This window comes from Nocardia sp. NBC_00565, from assembly GCF_036345915.1.
Lineage (GTDB): Bacteria > Actinomycetota > Actinomycetes > Mycobacteriales > Mycobacteriaceae > Nocardia.
This window is the reverse complement of sequence record NZ_CP107785.1, coordinates 5742504-5769367: the sequence shown is the minus strand read 5'-3', so window position 1 is coordinate 5769367 and position 26864 is coordinate 5742504. Positions and strand designations below refer to the sequence as shown.

Annotated in this window: 2 protein-coding genes; both read left to right on the top strand. The window is 67.1% G+C overall.

Annotation, left to right across the window (positions count from 1 at the left end):
• Positions 1-15 precede the first annotated feature (15 nt).
• Positions 16-11019: a type I polyketide synthase gene (locus tag OG874_RS26810; RefSeq protein ID WP_330249897.1), complete on the top strand. Its 11004-nt coding sequence runs from the start codon at positions 16-18 to the stop codon at positions 11017-11019.
• Entirely contained in the window at positions 11016-26861 is a 15846-nt protein-coding gene (locus tag OG874_RS26805; RefSeq protein WP_330249896.1) for a type I polyketide synthase, read from the top strand. Before OG874_RS26810 ends, OG874_RS26805 begins: the two co-directional genes overlap by 4 nt.
• Positions 26862-26864: the final 3 nt, after the last annotated feature.

Genomic DNA, 26864 nt, shown 5'->3' with positions numbered 1-26864 from the left:
TCTGGAGTTCCACCGATGGCCGACAACGACGAGCTACGCCGGTATCTGAAGAAGACCGCGAAGGAGCTCTACGAGACCAAACAACAACTACGTGTGCTCACCGACCGGTCGCGGGAACCGATCGCGATCGTCGGTATGGCTTGCCGGTATCCCGGGGGTGTGCGGTCCCCCGAGGATTTGTGGCGCATGACGGCGGACGGTGTAGATGCCATCGGGGATTACCCGACCGATCGAGAGTGGGACCTGGCACGGCTGTTCAACCCGGATCCGGATGTGCCGGGCAGCATTTACACCCGTGACGGTGGGTTCCTCGACTCCGTAGGTGAGTTCGACGCGGCTTTCTTCGGGATCGGCCCGCGTGAGGCCGCGGCGATGGATCCGCAGCAGCGCCTGATGTTGGAGGCGTCCTGGGAAGCGTTGGAGGACGCGGGTATCGACCCGATGGCGTTGCGCGGCAGCGACACCGGCGTCTTCGCCGGAGTCATCCACCAGAACTATGGTCCCCGCATCGGCTCGCCGAATATCACCGCCGAGACCGAAGGCCATGCCTACCTGGGTGTTTCGAACGCTGTGCTGTCCGGTCGGATCGCGTACACGTTCGGTTTCAAAGGCCCGGCCATATCGGTCGATACCGCCTGTTCGTCGTCGCTGGTGGCGTTGCATCTGGCGTGCCAGGCACTGCGGCAGGGCGATACGTCGCTGGCGTTGGCGGGTGGGGTGACCGTGATGTCGGATCCGTCTTTGCTGATCGCGTTCGCGCGTCAGCGTGCGTTGTCGCCCGATGCGCGTTGTAAGGCTTTCGCGGCGGCTGCCGACGGGACCGGTTTCTCCGAGGGGCTCGGAGTGTTGGTGTTGGAGCGGTTGTCGGACGCACAGCGGCTCGGTCACACCGTGCTGGCGGTGGTGCGTGGCAGTGCTGTCAACCAGGATGGTGCGAGCAACGGCTTGACCGCGCCGAATGGTCTGTCGCAGGAACGCGTAATCGCGGCCGCGTTGGCGAACGCCGGGCTGGACCCGTCGGAGATCGACGCGGTAGAGGCGCACGGCACCGGCACGACGCTCGGGGATCCGATCGAGGCGCGGGCACTGATCAGCGCGTATGGCGCGCGGCGCGAGAGCGTGCCGTTGCGTTTGGGGTCGTTGAAGTCGAATATCGGTCACACCTCGGCTGCGGCGGGGGTCGGCGGCGTGATCAAGATGGTGCAGGCCATGCGGTACGGCGTGCTGCCGAAGACGTTGCACGTGGATTCGCCCACCCCGCATGTGGATTGGTCCGCGGGCACGGTGCGGCTACTGCAGGACAGTGAGTCGTGGCCGGTGGGGGACCGGGTCCGGCGAGCCGGGGTGTCGTCGTTCGGAGCCAGCGGTACCAACGCCCACCTGATACTCGAGGAAGCGCCCGCCCATCCGGTCATCGTGACGTCCGCAGACGGGGCCGAGCAGGCACCGGCCGCGAAAACCGTGGTGGCCGATATCGTTGCGTTGTTGATATCGGCCAAGTCCGACGCAGCCCTCCGTGTCCAGGCGGATCGACTGCGACAGTGGTTGATCGACGATCCCGACGTAGATGTGTGGGATATCGCGTATTCCTCGGCGACGTCGCGGGCGCAGTTGGACCGGCGCGGTGCGGTCGTGGGGCGTGACCGGGACGAACTGCTGGCCGGTCTGGCTGATGTGGCCGCCGGTTCGCACGGCACGATCGAGGGGACGGCGGGTTCTGACAGGACGGCGTTCCTGTTCACGGGTCAGGGTGCGCAGCGGGTTGGTATGGGTGCGGGCCTGTATCGGGCGTTCCCGGTGTTCGCGGCCGCGTTGGACGAGGTGTGTGCGGAGTTCGATCCGTTGTTGGGCCGGGTCCACCCGTCGCCTGACCACCACCCCTCGAGGAGCTCCGCGCTGTCCTTGAAGGAGCTGATGTTCGCCGACGCCGAGGGTGTGTTGGATCGGACCGAATTCACCCAACCGGCCTTGTTCGCGTTCGAGGTGGCGTTGTTCCGGTTGATCGAGTCATTCGGTGTGACACCGGATCTGCTGATCGGGCATTCGATCGGTGAGTTGGCGGCGGCGTATGTGGCCGGGGTGTGGTCGCTCGAGGATGCGTGTGCGCTGGTGGCGGCCCGGGGCCGGTTGATGGGCGCATTGCCGGTGGGCGGCGCGATGCTCGCGGTGGCGATCGGTGCAGGACGAGTTGTCGATATCGTCGCCGATTTCGCCGACCGTGTGTCGATCGCGGCGGTGAACGGTCCGTCGTCGACGGTGTTGTCCGGGGACGTCGATGTGATCGGTGAGATCGAGCGGCTGCTGTCCGCCGAGGGTGTGAAGACGAACCGGTTGCGGGTCAGCCATGCCTTTCATTCGGCGCGGATGGATCCGATGTTGGCCGAGTTCCGGTCTGTCGCAGCAGGATTGACGTATCGGCAGCCATCGTTGCCGATCGTGTCGAATGTTTCGGCGGTCGTGGTCGCTGCCGAGCTGACCGATCCCGAGTACTGGGTCGAGCAGGTGCGAGGGTCCGTCCGGTTCGCGCCGGGGATCGATGTCCTGGTCGAGGCTGGTGTGCGGCGGTTCGTGGAGATCGGACCGGATGCGGTGCTGGCCGCGATGACTCGCCAATGTCTGGCCGAGAACCCGGAAGTCGAGTCGGTGTCGTCGGTGGCGGCCACTTCGCGGCGGTCGGTCGATGAGGTGGAGCAGTTCGTAACTTCCTTGGCGCAGGTTCATGTCGCGGGTGCGCGGGTGGACTGGCGTTCGTGGTTCGCGGGTCGTGAGGCGCGTCGGGTTCCGTTGCCTACCTATGCCTTCCAGCATCGCCGTTTCTGGTTGTCGGGCGCCGTGGACGCTTCGCCGTCGACGGATCATCCGATCCTGACGGGCGTGGTCGGGTTGGCGGGTACCGACGAATGGTTGTTGACCGGCCGGTTCTCGTTGCGGACTCATCCGTGGATCGCCGATCACATGACCCATGGCGTGGTGGTTGTGCCGAGCGCGACGTTCATCGAGTTCCTTCTCGTCGCGGGCCGTCGGATCGGTTGCGGGGTGGTCGAGGAGCTCACCTTGCAAGCGCCGATTCTGCCGACCGCCGACGACGAGGTCGAGTTGCAGGTATTGGTGCAGGCGGCGGACGAGTCCGGGCGGCGTCCGTTCGAGTTCTATTTCCGCAAGTCCTCAGATGCCGAATGGATCCACAACGCCACCGGTGCGTTCGGGGCCGAGTGGGATGGCGATTCGGCGTTGTTGTCGCGGCTGCGCGAGGAGGAATGGCCGCCCGTCGATACCGAGGTCGTGGACAGCGCGGGGCTTCCGGAGCGGATTGCGAAGCTCGCCGGGCTCGAGTACGGTCCGGCGTTCGTCGGTGTGCGTGCCGCGTGGCAACGCGACGACACGGTTTTCTCCGAGATCGTGCTGGACACCGAGGCGGCGCCGGAGCTGGGACGGCACGACCTGCACCCCGCCCTGCTGGATATGGTCATGCACGCGGGGTTCTCCGGTTTGCTGTGGCGCGATGCGGATTCCGATCCCGATACCGGCAGGTTGTTGTTCCGGTGGGGTGGTGCCCGTTTCCACAGGTCGGCAACGGATGGCGGCCAGTGGCCGGCCGAGGTGACGTCGCTTCGGGTCATTGCGGTCGCGACCGGACCCGAGACCGTCTCGGTCGCGACTGTCGATCCGGACGGCAACCCGATCGTGTCGGTCGACGCGGTGGTGATGCGTCCATATGACGTGAAGGAATTCCGGAGCAGTCTCGTCGGTGACGAGGCGGGCCTGTACCAGGTGCGCTGGGAGCCCACCGCGGAGTCGGCCGCGGGAGTCGGTCGACCGTCCCTGGCGGTACTCGGGAACACGGCAGTGGCGGGGATAGACACGGAATACGCGTCGGTCGCCGATGTCGTTGTGGCCGAAGGTATTCCCGGTGTGGTGGTGTGGCGGGCGACCGAGCCAATCGTGGCAGGTTCGGCCGTCGGTGGTCCGGAATCGGTGCGGGCAAGCGTGCACGGCGCGTTGGCGACGGTGCAGTCCTTGCTGGCCGAGGAACGTCTGTCCGATGTCCGGTTGGTCGTGGTGACGACAGGCGCCGTGGGGTTGCCCGATGAGGCTCCGGATCCGGCCGCGGCGGCGGTGTGGGGATTGGTGCGCAGTGCGCAGTCGGAGCATCCGGAACGATTCGTCCTCGTCGACGAGGATCCGGCCCGGCCGCTCGATGCGGACCGTATCGCGGCGGTGGTGCGATCGGGCGAGCCGCAGACCGCGGTCCGTGGCGAGGAGATTCTGGTTCCTCGGATGGTGCGCGCGTCCGCCTCCGCGGACCCGGCGATGGGGCCGTCGTTCGGGGAAGGGACCGTGTTGATCACGGGCGGTACGGGTGGACTGGGTGCGTTGTTCGCCCGTCATCTCGTCGCCGAGCACGGTGTGCGCAGTCTGGTACTGACGTCGCGTCGGGGACCCGAAGCACCCGGCGCCGCCGAGCTGGTTGCCGAATTGGCGCAGGCCGGGGCCGAGGCTCGGGTCGTCGCGTGCGATGTCGCCGACCGCGACGCGGTGCGGAACCTGCTGGCGACGATCGATCCCGACGCCGGACTGACCGCTGTCGTGCACACCGCGGGAATTCTCGACGACGGCACGGTCGAGTCGCTGACCGGTGACCAGGTGGATCGGGTGTTGGCACCGAAGGTCGACGGGGCCTGGCATCTGGACGAGCTGACTCGTGGGCTGAATCTGTCCGCGTTCGTGGTGTTCTCGTCGATCGCGACGGTGCTGGGGTCGTCGGGGCAGGGCAACTACGCCGCGGCGAACGGTTTCCTGGACGCGTTGGCGCAGCGGCGACGGGCCGCGGGATCGGCCGCCACATCGCTGGCGTGGGGGCCGTGGAACCAGGGCAGCGGTATGACCGGTGGCTTGGACCGCGCCGCCCTCGCGCGGTGGGATCGCTTGGGTCTGGGTCCGCTCGAAAGTGTTGAAGGGACACGCCTTTTCGACGAGGCGCTCATCCACTCGGATGCGCGTCTGGCTCCGATCCGGTTCGACGCGAGTGTCCTGCGTCGCGACTCCGAGGTCGACGCGGTTCCGGCGGTGCTGCGCGGATTCGTGCGGCGCTCGACGCGCCCGACGCAACAGGCGGCGGTCGCCGCGGCGGCGGGCTCGCTGGCCGCCCGGTTGGCGAGTGTGCCGCAAGCACGGCGTAACGAGGTGGTGCTGGAGGTCGTACTGGCACAGGCGGCGGCGGTGTTGGGGCATGATTCGGCCGCCGACATCCGGCCGGACCAGCGCTTCGACGAGATCGGCTTCGATTCGCTGGGTGGCGTGGAATTCCGGAACCGGCTCGGCAAGGCCACAAGCCTGCAGTTGCCGTCGACGCTGGTATTCGATCATCCGACCCCGGCGGCGGTGGCGAAGCTGGTGCGATCCCGCGTCGAGCCGACGGCGGGCGAACCCGTCAAGAAGGCTGTCCGCCGAGTCCGGGCGGACGAGCCGATCGCGATCGTGGGCATGGCCTGCCGGTTCCCCGGCGGCGTCGAATCACCGGACCAGCTGTGGGATCTCGTTGCCTCCGGAACCGACGCGACCGGCGATTTCCCATCGGATCGGGGCTGGGATCTGGAGCGGCTGTTCGATTCGAATCCGGACAAGCCCGGTACCGTCTACACCCGACGCGGCGGATTCCTCTACAACGCAGGCGATTTCGACCCGGGATTCTTCGGGATCGGTCCACGCGAGGCGTCCGCGATGGACCCGCAGCAACGTCTGCTGTTGGAGGTGTCCTGGGACGCTCTGGAGGACGCGGGCATCGACCCGACGTCGTTGCGGGGCAGCGACACCGGGGTGTACGCCGGAGCGGGCTACTCGGGCTACGTCGATCGGGTGGCCGGTGACCTGGAGGGCTACCGGCTCACCGGTACCACGAGCAGCGTGATTTCCGGACGGGTGGCCTACGTCCTCGGTCTCGAAGGCCCGGCGGTCACCGTGGACACCGCATGTTCGTCGTCGCTGGTCTCGTTGCATCTGGCCTGCCAAGCGCTGCGCCAGGGGGAGAGCGCGCTGGCGCTGGCGAGCGGTGTGACGGTCGCGGCCAGTCCTTATCTCTACGTCGATTTCGCGCGGCAGCGCGGTCTCTCGCCCGATGGACGGTGCAAGGCGTTCTCCGCGGCGGCCGATGGCGTCGCCTTCTCCGAGGGCGTCGGTGTGCTGGTGCTCGAGCGGCTCTCCGACGCCCGGCGACTGGGGCACAATGTCCTCGCCCTCGTGCGCGGAACGGCGGTGAATCAAGACGGCGCGAGTAACGGCTTGACCGCGCCGAATGGTCCGTCACAGGAGCGGGTGATCGCGGCGGCGTTGGCGAATGCCGGGCTCGAGCCGTCGGATATCGACGCGGTGGAGGCGCACGGTACCGGGACGTCGTTGGGTGATCCGATCGAAGCCCAGGCGCTGATCGCGGCGTATGGGCAGGACCGTGCGGAACAACCGCTGCGCATCGGATCGATCAAATCGAATATCGGCCACACCGTGGCCGCGGCGGGTGTCGGTGGCGTCATCAAGATGGTGCAAGCGCTGCGATACGAAACCCTGCCGAAGACACTGCATGCGGACGAGCCGAGCCCACACGTGGACTGGTCCTCGGGCGATGTCCAGCTGTTGACCGAGGCGCAGCCGTGGCCGACCGGCGGACGGGTCCGTCGAGCCGGCGTGTCGTCGTTCGGTGTCAGCGGCACCAACGCGCACGCGATCCTCGAGGAAGCGCCCGCCCTACGGTCGGTCGTCTCGGCACCGGTTACCGACCGCCCACGCACGGTGGTGCCCTGGCTGGTGTCGGCCAAGAATCAGACCGCCCTCCGGGCACAGGCGGCGAAACTGCAGCAGTGGCTCATCGATCACCCCGACGCCGATCCGGCGGATGTGGCGTATTCGCTCGCGACGACCCGTGCGCAGCACGAGTCGCGGGCGGCGGTCCTGGGTGGTGATCGCGACGAACTGCTGGCGCGGCTGGCGAAGCTGGTCGCCGGATCCTCCTCGGCCGGAGTGGTTTCCGGCGAGGTGGGCTCCGCGAAGACCGCCTTCCTGTTCACCGGTCAGGGCGCGCAGCGGGTCGGTATGGGCGCGGGTCTCGCCGAGGCCTTCCCGGTATTCGCCGCGGCACTGGACGAGGTGTGTGCCCAGTTCGATCCGCTACTCGGATGTTCCCTGAAGCAAGTCATGTTTACCGGACAGCTGATCGACGATCAGGGAGTCACCGCTAGCGACTGCTTGTCAGGTCGCTCGAACGGGTCAGCTTGCGACTGCTTGTCAGGTCGCTCGAAAGGGTCAGCTTGCGACTGCTTGTCAGGTCGCTCGAATGGGTCAGCGCAGACCGGGATTCTGGATCGGACACGATTGACCCAGCCCGCGCTGTTCGCGTTCGAAGTGGCGTTGTATCGGCTGTTGGAGTCATTCGGAGTTGTCCCGGATGTGTTGATCGGGCACTCGATCGGTGAACTCGCCGCGGCATATGTGGCCGGTGTGTGGTCACTGGAAGACGCCTGCGCGCTGGTCGCGGCACGAGGACGGCTGATGGAGGCGCTGCCGGCGGGCGGCGCGATGCTCGCGATCGCCGCGTCCGAGGCCGAAGTCGGCGCGGCGATGGCCGGATTCGGTGATCGGGTGTCCTTGGCAGCGGTGAATGCGCCTGCGGCCGTGGTGGTCTCGGGTGACGAGGACGCCATCGACGAAATCGATCGGCAGTTCACCGAGTCGGATCGCAAGACGAGCCGGCTGCGGGTGTCGCATGCGTTCCATTCCCATCGGATGGAGCCGATGCTGGCCGAGTTCGAGACCGCGGCGGCGGGAGTAACATTCCACGCCCCACGGATTCCGTTGGTATCCAACATCTCCGGCCGGATCGCCGGTGACGAGATCCTGGATCCCGGCTACTGGGTATCGCAGGTGCGCGCCGCGGTGCGTTTCGCGCCCGGTGTCGAGACGCTGGTGGCGTCGGGTGTGCGGCGCTTCCTCGAAGTCGGACCCGATGCGGTGCTCGCGGCGATGACGCGGCACACGCTGCCCGCGGATATCGAGGCTCGATCCGTGGTCGCCGCGGCGGCCCGCCGGGAGCACGACGAGGTCGAGCAGTTCCTCACGATGCTCGGCCAGGCGCACACGGCCGGGGTGGCTGTCGGCTGGGATGGGCTGTTCACCGACCGGATGTCACGAGTCGCCTTGCCCACCTATGCCTTCGAACATCGGCGGTACTGGCTCGAACCCGGCCTCGGGGAGCCCCGGAATGCGTCGGAACACCCGCTGCTCACCGATGTGGTGCGAGTGGCCGACCGCGACGAGTGGCTGTTCACGGGGCGGCTTTCGCTGCGCACCCATCCATGGATCAGCGACCACACCACTTACGGTGTGGTGCTCGTCCCGAGTGCCGCGCTCATGGAGATGCTGCTGGTCGCGGGTCGGCGGATCGGATGCGACGCTGTCGAAGAGTTCACCCTCGAGGCGCCGATCCTCCCTCCGGCGCAGGGCGATGTCGAACTGCAAGTACTGGTGCGGGAACCGGACCCCGTGGGACGTCGATCGTTCACGTTCCACTACCGCCTCACCGGCGCCGCCGACAGCGAGTGGACGCGCAACGCCAGTGGTGTATTGAGTGGTCAACAGCTGATCGACATCGGACTCGTGGACATGCTGCGCAACGAGCCGTGGCCGCCGGTCGACGCCGAACCAGTGGACCCCGACTGGATTCCGGCCCAGGTGGCGCGTGTCGCCGGACTGGAATACGGTGCCTCGTTCATCGGCATCGACGCCGCGTGGCGCCGTGGTGACACGATCTTCTCCGAGATCACCCTGAACCAGGAAATCCCGGCCGATCGGTTCCAGCTGCATCCGGCGCTGTTCGATATGGCGCTACATGCCGGACTTGTCTGTTTGGTGTGGACCGATGACAAGCGCAATCCCGCTGAGGGCAAACTCTTGTTCCGGTGGGGCGCAACGCAATTCCACACCACGTCCAAGGTCACGACGTTGCGGGTGATGGCCATCCAGCGCAGCGGTGAGGCGATCAGTGTCGTGGCCGTCGACCAGGACGGAACTCCGGTGGTTTCGATCGACGAAGTGGTCATGCGCTCCTACGACGTCCAGCAGTTCCGCGCCAATCTGGCGGGTGGACGTGCGGCGCGGTATGGGTTGCGCTGGGCGGCGGTCGGGATACCCGACGGATTCACCCCGACCGGGAGTGCGGCCGTGCTCGGAGCCGCGCACGTGGCCGGAATCGACGAGCGGTATTCGGATCTGGCGGCGCTCGCTTCGGCTCCGACCGTCCCGGACGTTATCGTCTGGTCCGAAGCCGCTGCGCTGCACGATGATTCGATGCCGTCCGCGAGTGATCGGGTGAAGGCCGCCCTGCACACGGTGAACGGCTGGCTGGCCGACGAGCGATTCGCACGGTCGCAGCTCGTTGTGGTGACCGGACGTGCCGCGGCCCTGGCCGATGAGGCACCGGATACCGCATCGGCTGCGGTATGGGGGCTGCTGCGTAGCGCTCAGACCGAATATCCGGAGCGGATCGTGCTGCTCGACGTCGACGAATCCGGTGGTGCGCAGCATATTTCGGCCGAGGCGATCCGAGTCGCGATCGCGACCGGAGAGCCGCAGGTGGCAGTGCGGGGCGACCGCGTCCTGGCACCGCGGCTGGAGGCGGTGACATCCGCTGCGGCCGAGAAGGTTTCGTTCGGGTCCGGGACCGTGCTCATCACCGGCGGGACCGGGGGACTGGGCGCGCTGCTGGCCCGGCACCTGGTCACCGCGCACGGTGTGCGACGGCTACTGCTGGTATCTCGCCGTGGCGAGCGTGCGGACGGCGCAACGGAACTCGCGGCGGAACTGTCTCGATCCGGCGCCGAGGTGCGGATCGCCGCCTGCGATGTCACCGACCGCGACGCGCTTCGGGATCTGCTGTCGGGCATTCCCGCGGAGCACCCACTCACCGGTGTCGTGCACACCGCGGGCGTGCTCGACGACGGTACGTTCCACACGCTCACCGGTGACCAGGTCGATCGGGTGTTCGCTCCCAAAGCCGAGGCGGCGTGGTATCTGCACGAGCTCACTCGCGACATGAATCTGTCCGCGTTCGTGATGTTCTCGTCGATTGCCGGAATGATCGGTTCACCGGGGCAAGCGAATTACGCTGCCGCGAACAGCTTCCTGGACGCCCTCGCGATGCAACGCCGCGCTGACGGACTACCGGCACTCGCACTCGCCTGGGGTCCGTGGCAGCAGGACATCGGCATGACCGGCGCTTTGGATCGCAGTGCCATGGGTCGATTGGACCGAATGGGCCTGGCCCCGCTGGACCGCACCGACGGCCTGCGGTTGTTCGACGAATCGCTGACCACGGCCGAACCGGTGTCGGCGTTGTTGCAGCTGGATACCGACAAACTGCGCCTGGAAGCGCATACCGGTCCGGTACCGGCGGTGCTGCGCGGGTTCGTTCGCGCGCGCGCCCGGTCGGCCACGACATCGAGTGCCGAACCTTCGCTCGGGGAGCGTCTGCACGGTGTGGCGGAGGCGAAGCGGCGGGGAGTCGTCCTGGAGTTGGTGCGGGAACAGGTGGCGGCGGTGCTGGGTTACGCGTCGGCCGACGACGTCGCACCCGAACGCGGCTTCACCGAACTCGGCTTCGATTCCCTGGGTGGAATCGAGTTCCGTAACCGGTTGTCGAAGTCGACGGGGCTGTCGCTGCCCTCGACCTTGGTATTCGACTACCCCACCGCGGGAGACGCCGCCGACTACCTGCTGGCGCAGACCGTGGTGACGACGCCCGCGCAACCGACATCGACGGTGCCCGACGACATCGCGCGGCTCGAGGCCCTGCTCGAGCGGATTATCGCGAGCGGCGCCGACAACGACGAAACCGTCGCCGGATTGCGGGGCGTCAACGAGCGCCTGCGCGGCTACCTGGGCGGCAAGTGGTCGGACAGTGAATACGACGATCTCGAATTCCAGTCCGACAGTGAACTTTTGGATCTGATCGACGAGGAGTTTGGCCCAGCATGAGCAACCCCGGCACCAGCAACGAGGAACGTCTCAGCCGGTATCTGCGGAAGCTCACCGGAGACCTCCGAACCGCCAACAAGCGCATCCAGCACCTGGAAGAACGTGCCACCGAACCGATCGCGATCGTCGGCATGAGCTGTCGATACCCGGGTGGTGTCGAAACTCCGGCGCAGCTGTGGGAGTTGGTCGCTTCCGGCACCGACGCCGTCGGTCCTTTCCCGGCCGACCGCGGCTGGGAGCTCGAGCGCCTGTTCGACACCGACCCCGACGCGCCCGGGACCATCTACACCCGGGAAGGTGGATTCCTGGATGCCGCAGGCGATTTCGATGCGGGATTCTTCGGAATCGGTCCGCGCGCGGCCGCGGCGATGGATCCGCAGCAGCGGCTGTTCCTGGAAACGGCCTGGGAAGCACTGGAGGACGCCGGGATCGATCCGGCGACGCTGCGCGGTAGCGACACCGGTGTGTACGCGGGCGTAATCCACCAGGACTACGGCCCCCGCGTGGGTTCGCCGGGCCTGACCGCGGAGTCGGAAGGCCACGCCTACCCGGGTGTTTCGGCCAGCGTCCTCTCCGGGCGCGTGGCCTTCACCTTCGGTTTCAAAGGTCCGGCGATCTCGGTGGACACAGCGTGCTCGTCGTCATTGGTCGCCCTGCACCTCGCCTGTCAGGCATTGCGTCAGGGGGAGACCTCGCTCGCCCTGGTCGGTGGGGTCACCGTCATGTCCGACCCCACCCTGCTGATCGCCTTCGGTCGGCAGCGCGCGTTGTCCCCGGACGCACGGTGCAAGGCCTTCGCGGCAGCAGCGAACGGCACCGGATTCTCCGAGGGCCTCGGCATGCTCGCGGTCGAACGGTTGTCGGACGCACGCCGGCACGGCCACCAGGTCCTCGCGGTCATCCGCGGCAGCGCGATCAACCAGGACGGCGCCAGCAGCCAGCTGACCGCGCCGAACGGTCCTTCGCAGGAAAAGGTGATCGCGGCGGCCCTCGCCAATGCCGGTCTGACGCCCGCCGACGTCGATGCGGTCGAAGCGCACGGCACCGGCACCACCCTTGGTGACCCGATCGAGGCGCAGGCGTTGATCGCCGCCTACGGTCGCGATCGCGACGGAGACCCGCTGCGCATCGGCTCGCTCAAGTCGAATATCGGACACACCTCCGCCGCGGCCGGTGTCGGCGGCGTGATCAAGATGGTGCAGGCGCTGCGGCACGAAATGCTGCCCGCGACACTGCATGTCGATGCTCCGACCCCGCACGTGGACTGGTCGGCGGGAACGGTGCGGCTGCTCACCACGGCAGAACAGTGGCCGACGGGAGAGCGGGTGCGTCGCGCCGGCGTGTCCTCCTTCGGCGCCAGCGGCACCAACGCTCACGTGATTCTGGAGGAAGCCCCCGTCCTCGAGGAGGCCCCGGCCGAATCGTCCGACGACGCCGCCGATCGCGGTGCCAAGGCGGTCGTGTCCGGTGCCTCCCCATGGCTGGTATCGGCGAAAACCGAAGACGGCCTGCGTGCGCAGGCGGCCAAACTGCTGCACTGGGTGACCGCACACCCCGACCTGACCGTCGACGATATCGGCTACTCGCTGTTGACGACCCGCGCCCAGCTGGACTGGCGGGGCACGGTGGTGGGCGACAACCGGGACACGATGCTCGCCGGACTGGCCGCGCTGGCCGAACACGGATCGGCGAGCGCCGCCAATGTGGCCACGGGGCAGGCGGTTACGCGTAAGACAGCCTTCCTGTGCACCGGGCAGGGCGCACAGCGGGTCGGGATGGGACGTGAACTGTACGACGCCTTCCCGGCATTCGCTGCCGCGTTGGATGAGATCTGCGCGCAGTTCGATCCACTGCTGGGCGGCTCGCTCAGGCAGTTGATGTTCACCGGTCAGTTGGTCGATGGTGGCCCTGCTGACGCCGATGTTCTGAATCGGACAGAGTTCACCCAGCCCGCGTTGTTCGCATACGAAGTCGCGCTGTGCCGACTCCTGGACTCGTTCGGTGTGACACCCGATGTCCTGGCCGGACATTCGATCGGTGAGTTGGCCGCCGCGTACATCGCCGGGGTGTGGTCGCTACCGGACGCGTGTCGGCTGGTCGCCGCCCGTGGTCGCCTCATGGGGCAGCTGCCCGAAGGCGGCGCCATGCTGGCCATCGCGGCGAGCGAGCGCGAGGTATCCGAGGCGCTCGTCGACCATGCGAACCGAGTGTCCATCGCCGCGGTGAATTCGCCCGAAGCCGTTGTGGTTTCCGGCGACGAGGACGCGGTGGAGGCACTCCAGCAGAAGTTTGCCGAGCGTGGACCGAAGACCTCGCGGTTGACCGTGTCGCATGCGTTCCATTCCCACCTGATGGATCCGATGCTGGCCGAGTTCGAGTCCGTCGCACGGGATGTCACCTACCACCGCCCGCAGATTCCCCTGGTATCGAATGTCTCCGGCCGGATCGCCGGTGCCGAAGTGCTGGAACCCGCGTACTGGGTCCAGCAGGTGCGGGCGGCCGTTCGGTTCGCTCAGGGCGTGGACACTCTGGTGGCCTCGGGCGCGCGTCGATTCCTGGAAATCGGTCCGGATGCGGTGCTGACGGCACTGACCCGGCAATGCCTGCCGGAAGATATCGAAGCGCAGTCGTCGGTGGTCGCCGGAGCACGTCGCGGGCGGGCCGAGGTCGAGCAGTTGGTGAACTGCTTGGCACACGCGTACACGGTCGGTGTCGATGTCGACTGGACGGCATTCTTCGCCGCCCGCTCGGTCTCGCGAGTGTCGTTGCCCACCTACGCTTTCCAGCACCGTCGCTACTGGCTGGAGCCCACTGCAGGCACGGCCGGTATCGAATCCGTGGGTTTGGGTGCGGTGGACCATCCGTTGCTGGGCGCGGTGGTGTCGGTACCGGAGTCCGGTGGCGTGCTGCTGACCGGCCGGTTGTCGCTGGCGACGCAGCCCTGGCTGGCCGACCACGCGGTGGCCGGGTCGGTGTTGTTACCGGGCACCGGTTTCGTGGAATTGGCGTTGCGTGCCGGTGCCGTGACCGGGTGCCCGGTGATCGAGGAATTGACGCTACAGGCGCCACTGCTGCTGCCCGCGACCGGTGGTGTGCAGATCCACGTCGTCGTCGGCGGGCCCGAACACGAGTCGCCGCAGCGGCCGATCTCGATCTACTCCCGCGATGAACACGACCGGGACGGACAGTGGGTACTGAACGCGCGGGGCCTGCTGGCCATCCGTGCCGGCATGCCCGAACCCGAACCGGCGGCATGGCCGCCGACCGCGGCGAATGGTATCGATGTCGGGGGCGCGTACACGGAGCTGCTGGCGCGTGGTTACGACTACGGTCCGGCGTTCCAGGGTGTGCGGGCGCTGTGGCGACGCGGTGCGGAGGTGTTCGCCGAGATCGCCGTCGATACGGACACCGGGGTGCGAGCCGAAGGATTCGGCATCCATCCGGCACTGCTGGACGCTGCCCTGCAGGCGGGTCTGCTGGCCGGAATGCTCGACAGCGATGCGGGACAGCCGGATTCACCGTTCACGGTCGCACCCGGGCAGGTCGTGCTGCCGTTCTCGTGGGAATCGGTGTCGCTGCACGCGGCCGCGGCGTCGGTGCTGCGCGTACGTCTGACCACGACCGGATCGTCGGTATCGGTGTCGGTGGCCGATGCGCAGGGACAGCCGGTGTTGTCGGGATCGGTGACGACCCGGCCTATGCCACTCCTCCAGCTCGCCGCGGCCGCCGCGGGCGGCGCGGCCGATCCGGTACTGGAACTGGTGTGGTCGCCGACCGCGTCCAGGTCCGCGGTGGTGGATGCGGGTGTGGGTCGGTGGGACCGGTTGGACCCGGAGTCGCCGGTACCCCCGGTGGTGGTGGTCGAGGCCGGGTCCGGGTGGAACGAAACCACCGGCACCGACGTGGTGACCGCCACCCATACCGAAGTCGCGCGAATCCTCGAGATGGTGCAGGCGTGGCTGGCTCAGGACCGGTTCGCCTCGAGCACCCTGCTGATCGCCACGCGCGGCGCGGTCGCGCTGGCCGATGAAGACCTCACCGACCTCGCCGGTGCCGCGGTGTGGGGCTTGGTGCGTACCGCGCAGACGGAGGATCCGGACCGGATCGTCCTGGTCGACACGGACACCGACATTGACGAGCAACTCGCGGCCACCGTCTTGGCCGTGGGCGAACCCCAGGTGGTCGTGCGCGCCGGTGCCACCCACACCGCTCGACTCACCCGACCCGCGACTGTGCCTTCTGCAGCGGACGCTTCCGCCTTCGGCGCGGGGACAGTGCTGATCACCGGCGGTACAGGCGGTTTGGGCGCGGTGGTGGCCCGGCACGTGGTGGTCGAGCACGGCGTGCGGTCGTTGCTGCTGGTGAGTCGCAGCGGTCCGCGGGCCGAGGGCGTGGCGGAGCTGTGCGCCGAGTTGGAGCAATTGGGCGCACAGGTTCGGGTGGTGGCCTGTGATGTCACCGATGCCGATGCGGTGGCCGGGTTGCTGGCCGAAGTACCCGCGCAGTGGCCGTTGACCGGCGTGATCCACGCCGCGGGGGTGCTCGACGACGGGATCATCGCGTCGCTGACCGCACAGCGGGTGGACGCGGTCCTGGCGCCCAAGGTGGATGCCGCCTGGCATCTGCACGAGGCGACGGCGGAGCTGAATCTGGCGGCGTTCGTGGTCTTCTCGTCGGTGTCGGGCACGATCGGCGGACCAGGGCAGGCCAACTACGCGGCCGCGAACACCTTCCTCGACGGGCTGGTGGCGCACCGTCGTGCCCGAGGGCTGCCCGGACAATCACTGGCGTGGGGTCCGTGGGCACGCTCGGGCGGTATGACCGGACACCTGGGTGAGACCGATGTGGCCCGGATGAGCCGGGGCGGATTCACCGCGATGCCGGATGAGCAGGCGTTGGCGGGCTGGAATACGGTGCTCGACCGAGGTTTCGCGCACGCGGTGATCGCCGCGGTCGATCCCGCCGCGATTCGCGCCCAGGCCGATGCCGGACTGCTGCCACCGCTGCTGCGGGAACTGGCACCGGCAGTGGCCCGGCGCCCGGCGGCGACCTCGGCGGTGCTGTCCGGTCTCCAGCAACGACTTTCCGGTCTGGACTCCGATCGGCAGCGGCAGGCGGTGCTCGATACCGTGCGCACGCACGTCGCGGCCGTGCTCGGTCATGACAGTGCGTCCGCGATCGATTCCGATCGCGCGTTCCAGGACCTGGGCTTCGATTCGCTGAGCGCGGTCGAGCTGCGCAACCGGCTCAAAACCGCCACCGGCCTGTCGCTTTCGGCCGCGGTGGTCTTCGACTACCCGACACCACAGGCGCTGGCCACATACCTCGCCGACGAGCTCACCGGCGCGGGACAGGACGTCGCGGTCACTGCCGTCAAAGCTGTTGACGACGAACCTATTGTGATCGTCGGCATGGCCTGCCGGTACCCGGGTGGTGTCAATTCGCCCGAGGCTCTGTGGAATCTGGTCGTAGACGGGACCGACGCGACGTCGGAATTCCCCGTGAATCGAGGCTGGGATACCGGACGTCTCTACGATCCCACCGGCGAAACACCACACACCACCTACACGCGTGAGGGTGGATTCCTGCACTCCGCTGGAGAGTTCGATCCCGCGTTCTTCGGCATCAGTCCCAATGAAGCCGCGGTGATGGATCCGCAGCAGTTCCTGTTGCTGGAGACCTCATGGGAGGCATTGGAGCGGGCCGGTGTCGATCCCACCGTGCTGCGTGGCAGTTCGACCGGGGTCTTCACCGGGATGATGTATCACGACTATCCGGTCAATGCGAATGCGGGATCCATCGCTTCCGGTCGAGTCTCGTATGTGTTCGGCCTGGAAGGGCCGTCGGTCACCGTGGATACGGCGTGTTCGTCGTCGCTGGTGGCAATGCATCTGGCCGCGCAGTCCTTGCGGTCGGGCGAGTCCGATCTGGCCTTGGCCGGTGGTGTGGCGGTGATGGCTACGCCGGAGGTTTTTGTCGAGTTCAGTCGGCAGCGGGGGCTTTCGCCGGACGGGCGGAGTAAGTCGTTCGCCGATGCCGCCGATGGTGTCGCCTGGTCCGAGGGTGCCGGTGTGCTGGTGTTGGAGCGGTTGTCCGACGCTCAGCGCAATGGTCACCAGATTCTCGCTGTGGTCGCCGGTTCGGCGGTGAATCAGGATGGTGCGTCGAATGGTTTGACCGCGCCGAACGGTCCGTCGCAACGGCGGGTGATCCGCCAAGCCTTGGCCAACGCCGGGGTGTCCCCGGTCGAGGTCGACGCGGTCGAAGCCCACGGCACGGGAACCACTTTGGGTGATCCGATCGAAGCCCAGGCGCTGCTGGCCACCTACGGACAGGACCGTGACCAGGATCGACCGCTGTGGTTGGGGTCGTTGAAGTCCAATATCGGTCACACTCAGGCCGCCGCGGGTGTCGGCGGTGTGATCAAGATGGTGATGGCGATGCGGCACGGGCTGCTGCCGCAGACCCTGCATGTCGATCAGCCCTCGACGAAGGTTGATTGGTCTGCAGGTCATGTGCGGTTGTTGACCGAGCCGCAGCCATGGCCGGTGACAGATCGGCCGCGTCGTGCTGGTGTGTCCTCGTTCGGTATCAGCGGCACCAACGCTCACGTCATCCTGGAACAGGGCCTGGTGGTGGCGCCTGCCCCGGTGCCGGTTGTGCAGACCGTCCCGGCTGTGTTGCCGTGGGTGGTTTCGGCACGCAGTAGCGATGCTCTTGCCGCTCAGGCTGATCGTTTGACATCGCATGTGGGCGAACACGATCCGATTGATATCGGTTTCTCATTGGCGTCGACGCGCAGTGTGTTCGAGCATCGCGGGGTTGTCGTGGCCGAGGGCCGTGACGACCTGCTGGCGGGTGTGCGGGCGCTGGCTGCGGGAGTGCAGGCTCCTGGCGTGGTGACCGGTCGTGTGGTGTCGGGTTCGACGGGTGTGGTGTTTTCCGGTCAGGGTGCGCAGTGGGCGGGTATGGCTGCCGAGTTGCATGCTGCGTATCCGATGTTCGCCGAGCATTTCGACGCGATCGTCGGTGAACTGGATCCGCTTCTGGGGCAATCTGTTTCGTTGAGCGTGGCATTGTCCGACGGTGATCTGGTCGACCAGACAGTGTTCGCGCAGGCGGGGTTGTTCGCCTTCGAGGTGGCACTGTTCCGGCTGCTCGAATCCTGGGGAGTCCGCGCCGATGTGGTGGCTGGTCACTCGATCGGTGAGGTTACTGCCGCGCATGTGGCGGGTGTGTTGTCGCTGGCGGATGCGTGTGTGCTGGTGGCGGCGCGTGGACGGTTGATGCAGGCTCTGCCTGCCGGTGGAGCGATGGTCGCGGTCGGTGCTTCGGAAGCCGATGTGGTGGCGTTGCTGGCTGGTGAGGTGTCGATCGCGGCGGTCAACGGTCCGTCGTCGGTGGTGCTCTCCGGTGTCGAAGACGCGGTCCTGGCCGTTGTCGACACGTGTATCGAACGTGGTTGGCGCACGCATCGTTTGCGGGTCTCGCACGCTTTCCACTCGGCGTTGATGGAGCCCATGCTGGCCGAATTCGCCACGGCGATCGAGGGTTTGGAATTCACCCGCCCCAGCATTGCGCTGGTGTCCACAGTGACCGGTGCCCAGGTCGTCGACGAGATGACCGATCCGGCGTACTGGGTTGGTCAGGTCCGCGAGACCGTCCGTTTCGCCGATGCGGTTGTCACGGCCAGTGGTTTGGGCGTGTCCCGGTTCGCCGAGGTCGGCCCCGACGCGGTGTTGACCCCGATGGTCGCGCAGATCGTGGATGGCGCTGCTGCGGTGGTGGCGCTGGCGCGTCGAGACCATCCCGATGTGTCCACCCTGCTGAGCGGGGTGGCCGGGTTGTTCGTGGCCGGTGCCGAGGTGGACTGGGCCGGTCTCTACGCCGGTGCCGGGGCTCGGCGAATCGACTTGCCTACCTACGCCTTCCAGCATGAGCGTTTCTGGCTCGATGCCCGGCAGATGTTGGCCCAGTCGTGGCTCGGTGCCGAACTGGGCGCAGTGACCTCTGTCGGGCTCGATGCGGTGGACCATCCCCTGCTCGGTGCTGTTGTGCCGCACCCGGAGTCGGGTGGGGTGAGCTTTACCGGCCGGTGGTCGGTGGACTCGGTGGAATGGCTGGCCGACCACAGCGTGCACGGTGTCGTGTTGCTGCCGGGTACCGGATTCGTCGAGCTGGCCGGCTATGTCGGCGGGCTGTTGGGCTGCGCGGTGGTGGACGAGCTCGTCCTGCACACTGCGTTGACGTTGCCCGCCGAAGGCAGTGTCGCGGTACAGGTCGTGGTGGCCGCCGCCGACGAGTCCGGTCGCCGACGACTGACCGTCCATTCTCGACAGGCCGCAGCGGGTCCGTGGTCGCTGCACGCCGAGGGCGTGCTCGCCCCGGGCGACCTGGTGGCTGATTTCGATCTGACTTCATGGCCTCCGGCAGGTGCGCAACCGTTGCCTGTCGACCGTGCCTATGACGAGTTGCTCGAACTCGGGTATGGCTACGGCCCGTTCTTCCAGGGATTGCAGGCGGCATGGCGGCGTGGCGATGAAATTTTCGCCGAGGTCGCCCTGCCGGACCCGCGGGCGGCCGAGGGTTTCGGGATCCATCCAGCGTTGTTCGACTCGGCCCTGCATGCCGGGATCATTCATGGTCGTCGGAGCGACAGTGGTTCCGCGGTACTGCCTTTCGCCTGGAACCGTGTGGTCATGCACTCGGCCGGCGCTGCCGCCGTGCGGGTACGGAGCGTCCCCGAAGGCGACAACTTCGCCGTGCAGATAGCCGATGACCAGGGCCGACCGGTGCTGTCGGTGGGTGCTCTGGTGTCTCGGCCCGTATCGGCCGAACGCCTGGGCGCGGACCGGGTGTCGGATGCCCTCTTCGGCGTGGAATGGGTCACCGCCCCGCTGTCGTCGGCGGTGCGTGTCGAGCCGGGCCGGGCGGCGGTACTCGGTTCCGGCCATCGTGATCTCGCGGCGTTGATCACCGATCTGGATGCGGCCGAGGAGCCGGTTGTTCCTGACATCGTGCTGCTCGAGTGCCCGCTCCACGACGGTCCGCCGACAGCGGCGGCACGGCAGGTCGTGACCGGTGTACTCGACACCGTTCAGGGTTGGCTGGCCGAAACCCGTTTCGCCGCTTCCCGTTTGGTGGTGGTGACTAGAAACGCTGTGGCCATTGCCGATTCCGAGCAGGTCCGTCTGGATCAGGCGCCGGTGTGGGGGCTGCTACGTGCCGCGCAGGCCGAGCACCCGGGTCGGTTCCAGCTTCTCGATCTGGATCAGGACGGTGACCTGTCCGCTGTCGCGACCACGGTGGCAGCCGCTGCCGGGGAACCGGAGGCCGCGCTGCGCGGCACGAGCTTGCTCGTGCCGCGTCTGACCCGCCACACACCGGGCGCGATCGCTCGGCTGACCGAGCCGGGGACCGTGCTGGTCACCGGTGGTACCGGTGGTCTGGGTGCCGTGATCGCTAAGCATCTGGTGACCGAACACGGTGTGGAGCATCTGCTTTTGACGTCGCGGCGCGGCCTGGACGCTCCCGCTGCCGCTGAGTTGCGTGACGAGTTGGTCGAGCTCGGCGCTGAGGTCACGATTGCCGCGTGTGATGTGTCCGATCGGGACGCGCTGGCAGCGCTGCTGGACGGCATCTCCGACGAGCATCCACTGGTGGGTGTGGTTCATGCGGCGGGAACCGCCGACAACGGTGTGATCGAGTCGATTACGGCGGACCGGATCGAGTATGTGTTCCGGCCCAAGGCAGATGCCGCGTGGCATCTGCACGAGCTCACGCGTGATCGGTCGCTGTCACTGTTCGTGCTGGTGTCCTCGGCGGGTGGGTTGGTGCTGGCCGCGGGCCAAGCCAATTACGCTGCGGCGAATGTCTTCCTGGATGCTCTCGCGGCGCATCGTCACGGGTTGGGGCTGCCTGCGACCTCGCTCGATTACGGCATGTGGGCGCGATCGAGCGGCCTTGGTACGGAGCTGTCCGAGGCCGATTTCGATCGGATGCGCAGGCAGGGATTCCCGCCGCTGACCGAGGCCGAGGGTCTGGCATTGTTCGATGCGGCGATCGCCACCGATACCGCTCAGCTGGTAGCGCTGCGGGTCGATCCGGCGGTGCTGCGAACTCGGGGCGAGCAGATCCCCGCCCTACTGCGGGCGATCGCGCCAGCGCCTGTGCGCCGTAAGAGCCGGACCCCGGCGGGGCAGGAGTTTCTGCAGAAGCTGGCGGGCCTATCGGATTCCGACCGCGACAGTGCTCTGGTCGACCTTGTCCGGTCGGTTGCCGCCGGCATCCTCGGACACGCCTCCAGCGATGCCGTTGAACCCCAGCAGGCTTTCCAGCAGCTCGGGTTCGACTCGTTGAGCGCCATCGAGTTCCGCAACAAACTCAATACCGCGACCGGTCTGCAACTCCCGGCCACGCTCATCTTCGATTATCCCAACCCGCAAGTCGTCGCCGACTTCATCGGTTCGCAACTCACCGGCGCCGAAGCTGTCGAAGAGCTCGCGGTCAGTCGGGTCCGAGCCGACGATGAGCCGATCGCTGTGGTCGCGATGGCCTGCCGTTATCCAGGTGGGGTCGCGTCGCCGGAGGACCTGTGGAATCTGGTCGTCTCGGGCGTTGACACCACCGGGGAGATGCCGGTCGATCGTGGCTGGGACATCGAGGGCATCTACGATCCCGAACCCGGGAAGGCGGGCAAGACCTATACGCGCAGTGGCGGATTCCTGTACTCCGCAGCCGAATTCGACGCGGACTTCTTCGGGATCAGTCCCAATGAGGCCACGGTGATGGATCCCCAGCAGCGGTTGCTGTTGGAGGTCTCCTGGGAGGCGCTGGAACGCGCTGGTGTCGATCCGGCGGTGCTGCGTGGCAGCTCGACCGGGGTGTTCACCGGTCTGATGTACCACGACTACGCCCAAGCAACCGGGACAGGTAGCGGTGCCGCGGGCAGTTTGGTCTCGGGTCGGGTGTCGTATGTGTTCGGTCTGGAAGGGCCGTCGGTCACCGTGGATACCGCGTGCTCGTCATCGCTGGTCGCCCTGCATCTGGCGGGGCAGTCGCTGCGGTCGGGGGAGTGCGATCTGGCGTTGGCCGGTGGTGTGGCGGTGATGGCGACGCCGGATATGTTCCTCGAATTCGGACGGCAGCGGGGGTTGTCGCCGGATGGGCGGTGCAAGTCGTTCGCCGATGCGGCCGATGGTGTCGGCTGGTCCGAGGGTGCCGGTGTCCTGGTGTTGGAGCGGTTGTCCGATGCCCGCCGTAATGGTCATCAGGTGCTGGCGGTGCTTGCCGGTTCGGCGGTGAATCAGGATGGTGCCTCGAATGGTTTCGCTGCGCCGAATGGTCCCTCGCAGCAGCGGGTGATCCGCCAAGCGCTGGCGAACGCCGGGCTGTCGCCGGTCGAGGTCGATGCGGTGGAGGCCCACGGCACGGGTACCAGCCTCGGTGATCCGATCGAGGCGCAAGCGCTGTTGGCGACCTATGGGCAGGACCGTGATTCGGAACGTCCGCTGTGGTTGGGGTCGTTGAAGTCGAATATCGGTCACGCTCAGGCCGCCGCCGGTGTGGGCGGTGTGATCAAGATGGTGATGGCGATGCGGCACGGGGTGCTGCCGCGGACGCTGCATGCTGATCAGCCCAGCACCAAGGTCGACTGGAGTGAAGGTCATGTCCGGTTGCTGACCGAGTCGGTGCCGTGGCCGACAGCAGACCGGCCGCGTCGTGCGGGTGTGTCGTCCTTCGGTATCAGTGGCACGAATGCTCACGTCATCGTGGCGCAGGCCCCGGTGACCGAGCCGGTGGTGGAACGGGCTCCGGTGAATGTGCCGCCGGTGGTCGAAGCCGTCCCGGCCGTATTGCCGTGGCTGCTCTCGGCACGCAGTGGTGCGGCTCTTGCCGCGCAAGCTGCCCGCCTGGCAACGCATGTGGACGAACACGACTCGATCGATGTCGGTTTCTCGTTGGTGTCGACGCGTGGTGTCTTCGAGCATCGGGCTGTTGCCGTCGCGGGCGACCGTGATGGTCTGCTGGCGGGGGTTCGCTCGTTGGCCGCGGGTGCGCAGGCACCGAATGTGGTGTCGGGTCGGGTGGTGTCGGGTTCGACGGGTGTGGTGTTCTCCGGGCAGGGCGCGCAGTGGGCGGGTATGGCTACTGAGTTGCGTGCTGCGAATCCGGTGTTCGCCGAGCATTTCGACGCGATCGTCGCTGAATTGGATCCACTTCTGGGACAACCGGTTTCGCTGAGCACAGCGTTGGTGAGTGATGACAAGGTCGACCAGACCGTGTTCGCGCAGGCGGGGTTGTTCGCCTTCGAGGTGGCACTGTTCCGGCTGCTCGAATCCTGGGGATTCCGAACCGATGTCGTGGCCGGGCACTCGATCGGCGAGATCGCTGCCGCCCATGTGGCGGGCGTGTTGTCGCTGGCGGATGCGTGTGTGCTGGTGGCCGCGCGGGGCAGGTTGATGCAGGCGTTGCCCACGGGTGGGTCGATGGTCGCTGTCGGTGCGTCGGAGACCGATGTGCTGCCGTTGCTGGCTGGTGGGGTGTCGGTCGCGGCGGTCAATGGCCCGTCGGCGGTGGTGCTCTCGGGTGCGCAGGACGCGGTCACCGTTGTGGTCGAGGCGTGCGCTGAGCGTGGGTGGCGGACGCGCAGGTTGCGGGTCTCGCACGCTTTCCACTCGGCGTTGATGGATCCGATGCTCGCCGAATTCGCCACGGCGATCGAGGGTTTGGCATTCGCTCGGCCGAACCTCCCATTGGTGTCCACGGTGACGGGTGCCCGTATCACCGACGAGATGTCGGATCCGTCGTATTGGGTGGGTCAGGTCCGGGACACGGTGCGGTTCGCCGATGCTGTCGTCGCGCTGGCGGGTATGGGTGTGTCCCGGTTCGCCGAGGTCGGGCCCGATGCGGTGCTGACCCCGATGATCGCCCAGACGCTCGATGACGAGCAGGTGAGCGCGGGCGCGGCCGCTGCGGTGGTGGCGCTGGCGCGTCGAAACCAGGCCGATCCGTCCACGGTGTTGGGTGGGGTCGCCAGGTTGTTCGTCTCCGGTGCCGACCTCGACTGGGCCGGTCTGTACGCCGGTACCGGAGCCCAGCGAATCGACTTGCCCACCTACGCTTTCCAGCGTCGGCGTTACTGGATGCTCGAGGGATCCGCCAATAGTGGTGATGCCCGGTCGATGGGTCTCGTCGCTACCGGACACCCGCTGATTTCGGCGGTGGTGTCACAACCGGACTCCAGTGCGGTCATCCTGACCGGTCGCCTGTCGGTGCAGACACATCCTTGGTTGGCCGATCACCGGGTGATGGGCACCGTATTGTTCCCGGGCACCGGATTGGTCGAGCTCGCCATGCATGCCGGGGAGCAGGTCGGCTGTTCGAGCCTGGACGAGTTGATCCTGCGGGCTCCGCTGGTGCTGCCGGAGTCCGGCGGGGTCGCGGTGCGCATTGTGGTCGGCGCCGAGGACGAGACGGATCGTCGCGCGGTGCGGATCTTCTCCTGCCCTGATGGAGAGGTCGATTCGGCGACGTCGTGGCGGCTGAACGCCGAAGGCGCGCTCGCGCCGGGTGAAGTGGTGGCTGCTGTCGACTTCGCCTCGTGGCCCCCGGCCGGTGCGCAGCCGCTGGGCATCGACGGTATCTATGACGAACTGCTCGATGCCGGGTACGGGTACGGACCCCACTTCCAGGGTCTCCAGGCGGCGTGGCAGCGCGGCGAGGAATTGTTCGCCGAGGTCGCGCTACCGGATCCGCAGGAAGCCAAGGGTTTCGGGATTCATCCGGCGCTGCTCGATGCCGCTCTGCATGCGCTGCGCTCGGGCGGCTACATGTCGGCGGCGGAAACCGGACTCGCATTGCCGTTCGAGTGGTCCGGTGTCACGGTGCACGCGGCGCAAGCCAACGCAGTGCGCGTTCGGCTCGCCCCCGTCGGCGAGCATGCGGTGGCTGTGGATCTCGCGGACCCGACCGGTGCTCCGGTGGCGACGGTGCGGCGTCTGGCCTCCCGGCCAATTGATCCCGCGCAGCTCACGGCCGGCGCGTCCACGGTCGACAAGGCGTTGTTCCAGGTCGATTGGACACCGATCTCGGTGTCCGACAATGAGATCGGCGCAGTGTCGTGGGCGGATCTCGGTGCCGAGGTTCCGGCCGCAGTGGTGTTGGACTGCCCGGCGGGTAATGATCCCGCCACCGTTCGTGCCGCGACGCACGGTGTGCTGCAGGTGCTCCAGTCCTGGATTGCCGATCAGCGGTTCGGTGAGTCGGTGCTGGTGGTTCGGACCAGTGGTGCGGTATCTGTCGCCGGGGAAGACATTACGAACCTGGCCGGTGCTGCGGTGAGTGGTCTGGTTCGTTCCGCGCAGGCGGAAAGCCCTGGCCGAATCGTATTGATCGACACCGATTCCGAACTCGACGGGCTGCTCGGCGGGATTCTGGCTTCCGAGGAACCGCAGGCGGCCGTGCGCGGCGGACAGGTACACAATGCGCGACTCGTCCGAACCGCCTCGACTCCAGCGACCGCTGCGAGTCCGGCTTTCGGTCCGGACGAGACGGTTCTGATCACCGGTGCCAGCGGATACCTCGGTGGGCTGTTCGCCAGGCACCTGGTGAATGCCCGCGGTGTCCGTCACTTGCTGTTGCTGAGCCGACGCGGTGAATCCGCTCCCGGCGCTGCCGAATTGCGGACGCAGTTGCAGCAACTCGGTGCCGAAGTCGAGTTCGTCTCCGGTGATGTCACTGATCGTGGCGCGCTCGCCGAGGTATTGGCCGGTGTGCCTGCGGGCCGTCCACTCGCCGGTGTGTTCCATACGGCTGGTGTGCTCGACGATGGTGCCATCGCTTCGCTGACCGCGGACCGGATGGACACGGTGTTGCGGCCCAAGGTCGATGCTGCCCTGCACCTGCATGACCTGACCGCCGATCTGCCGTTGAAGGCGTTCGTGCTGTTCAGTTCGGCGGCCGGTGCGTTCGGCAATCCGGGCCAGGGCAACTACGCCGCGGCTAACGCCTGCTTGGACGCTTTGGCGGTGCACCGCAGGGCATCCGGGCGCTCCGGGCAGTCTCTTGCGTGGGGTCTTTGGGACATGAGCGGTGGTATGGCCGCAGAGCTCAGCGATGTCGACCGGTACCGCATGTCTCGTTCGGGCATGCTGCCGCTGTCCGAGGAACAGGGTCTCGCGCTGTTCGACGCCGTTACCGATATCGGCGCGGCGGCACCCATCCTCGCTCGTCTCGATCTGGATGGCCTCCGCAGCGCGGGGTTCGCCGCGGCCCTGATTTCCGGCCTGGCCCCGGCTCGCCGCAAGACAGCCTCGGGCGCACCCGCGGCACTCCGTGCGCGTTTGGCCGCCACTCCCGACAATGAGCGGTTCGGTGTGCTCGTCGAGATCGTCCGTGGTCAGGTCGCGGCGGTTCTGGGTCATCAGAACGCGAATGCGATCGCCGCCGATAGGGCCTTCAACGAGCTGGGCTTCGATTCGATCACCGCTATCGAGTTCCGCAACGCCCTCAAAGCCGTTACGGGCCTGCGGTTGCCGGCGACTCTGGTGTTCGACTATCCGACGCCACAGGCTCTGGCCGAATACCTGGCCGACGAGTTCACCGATCACGACAACCCCGGCCGGTCGACAGACCTTTCAGAAAACGATATTCGCAGAGCCCTCGAAACAATCCCTCTCACCCGTCTCCGCGACGCGGGTCTGCTGGATGCACTCATGAAGCTCGCACAAGGACAGGAAAGCCACGGCGAGATTGATCACGGCATCACGGATGAATCGATCGACGAGCTCGATATCGATGACCTGATCGACATGGCTTTGAACAACTCATCCGAAGACTGACGG

Coding starts and splice junctions, on each gene's coding strand:
- OG874_RS26810 (WP_330249897.1), top strand. CDS start 16: ATGGCCGACAACGACGAGCTACGCCGGTATCTGAAGAAGACCGCGAAG.
- OG874_RS26805 (WP_330249896.1), top strand. CDS start 11,016: ATGAGCAACCCCGGCACCAGCAACGAGGAACGTCTCAGCCGGTATCTG.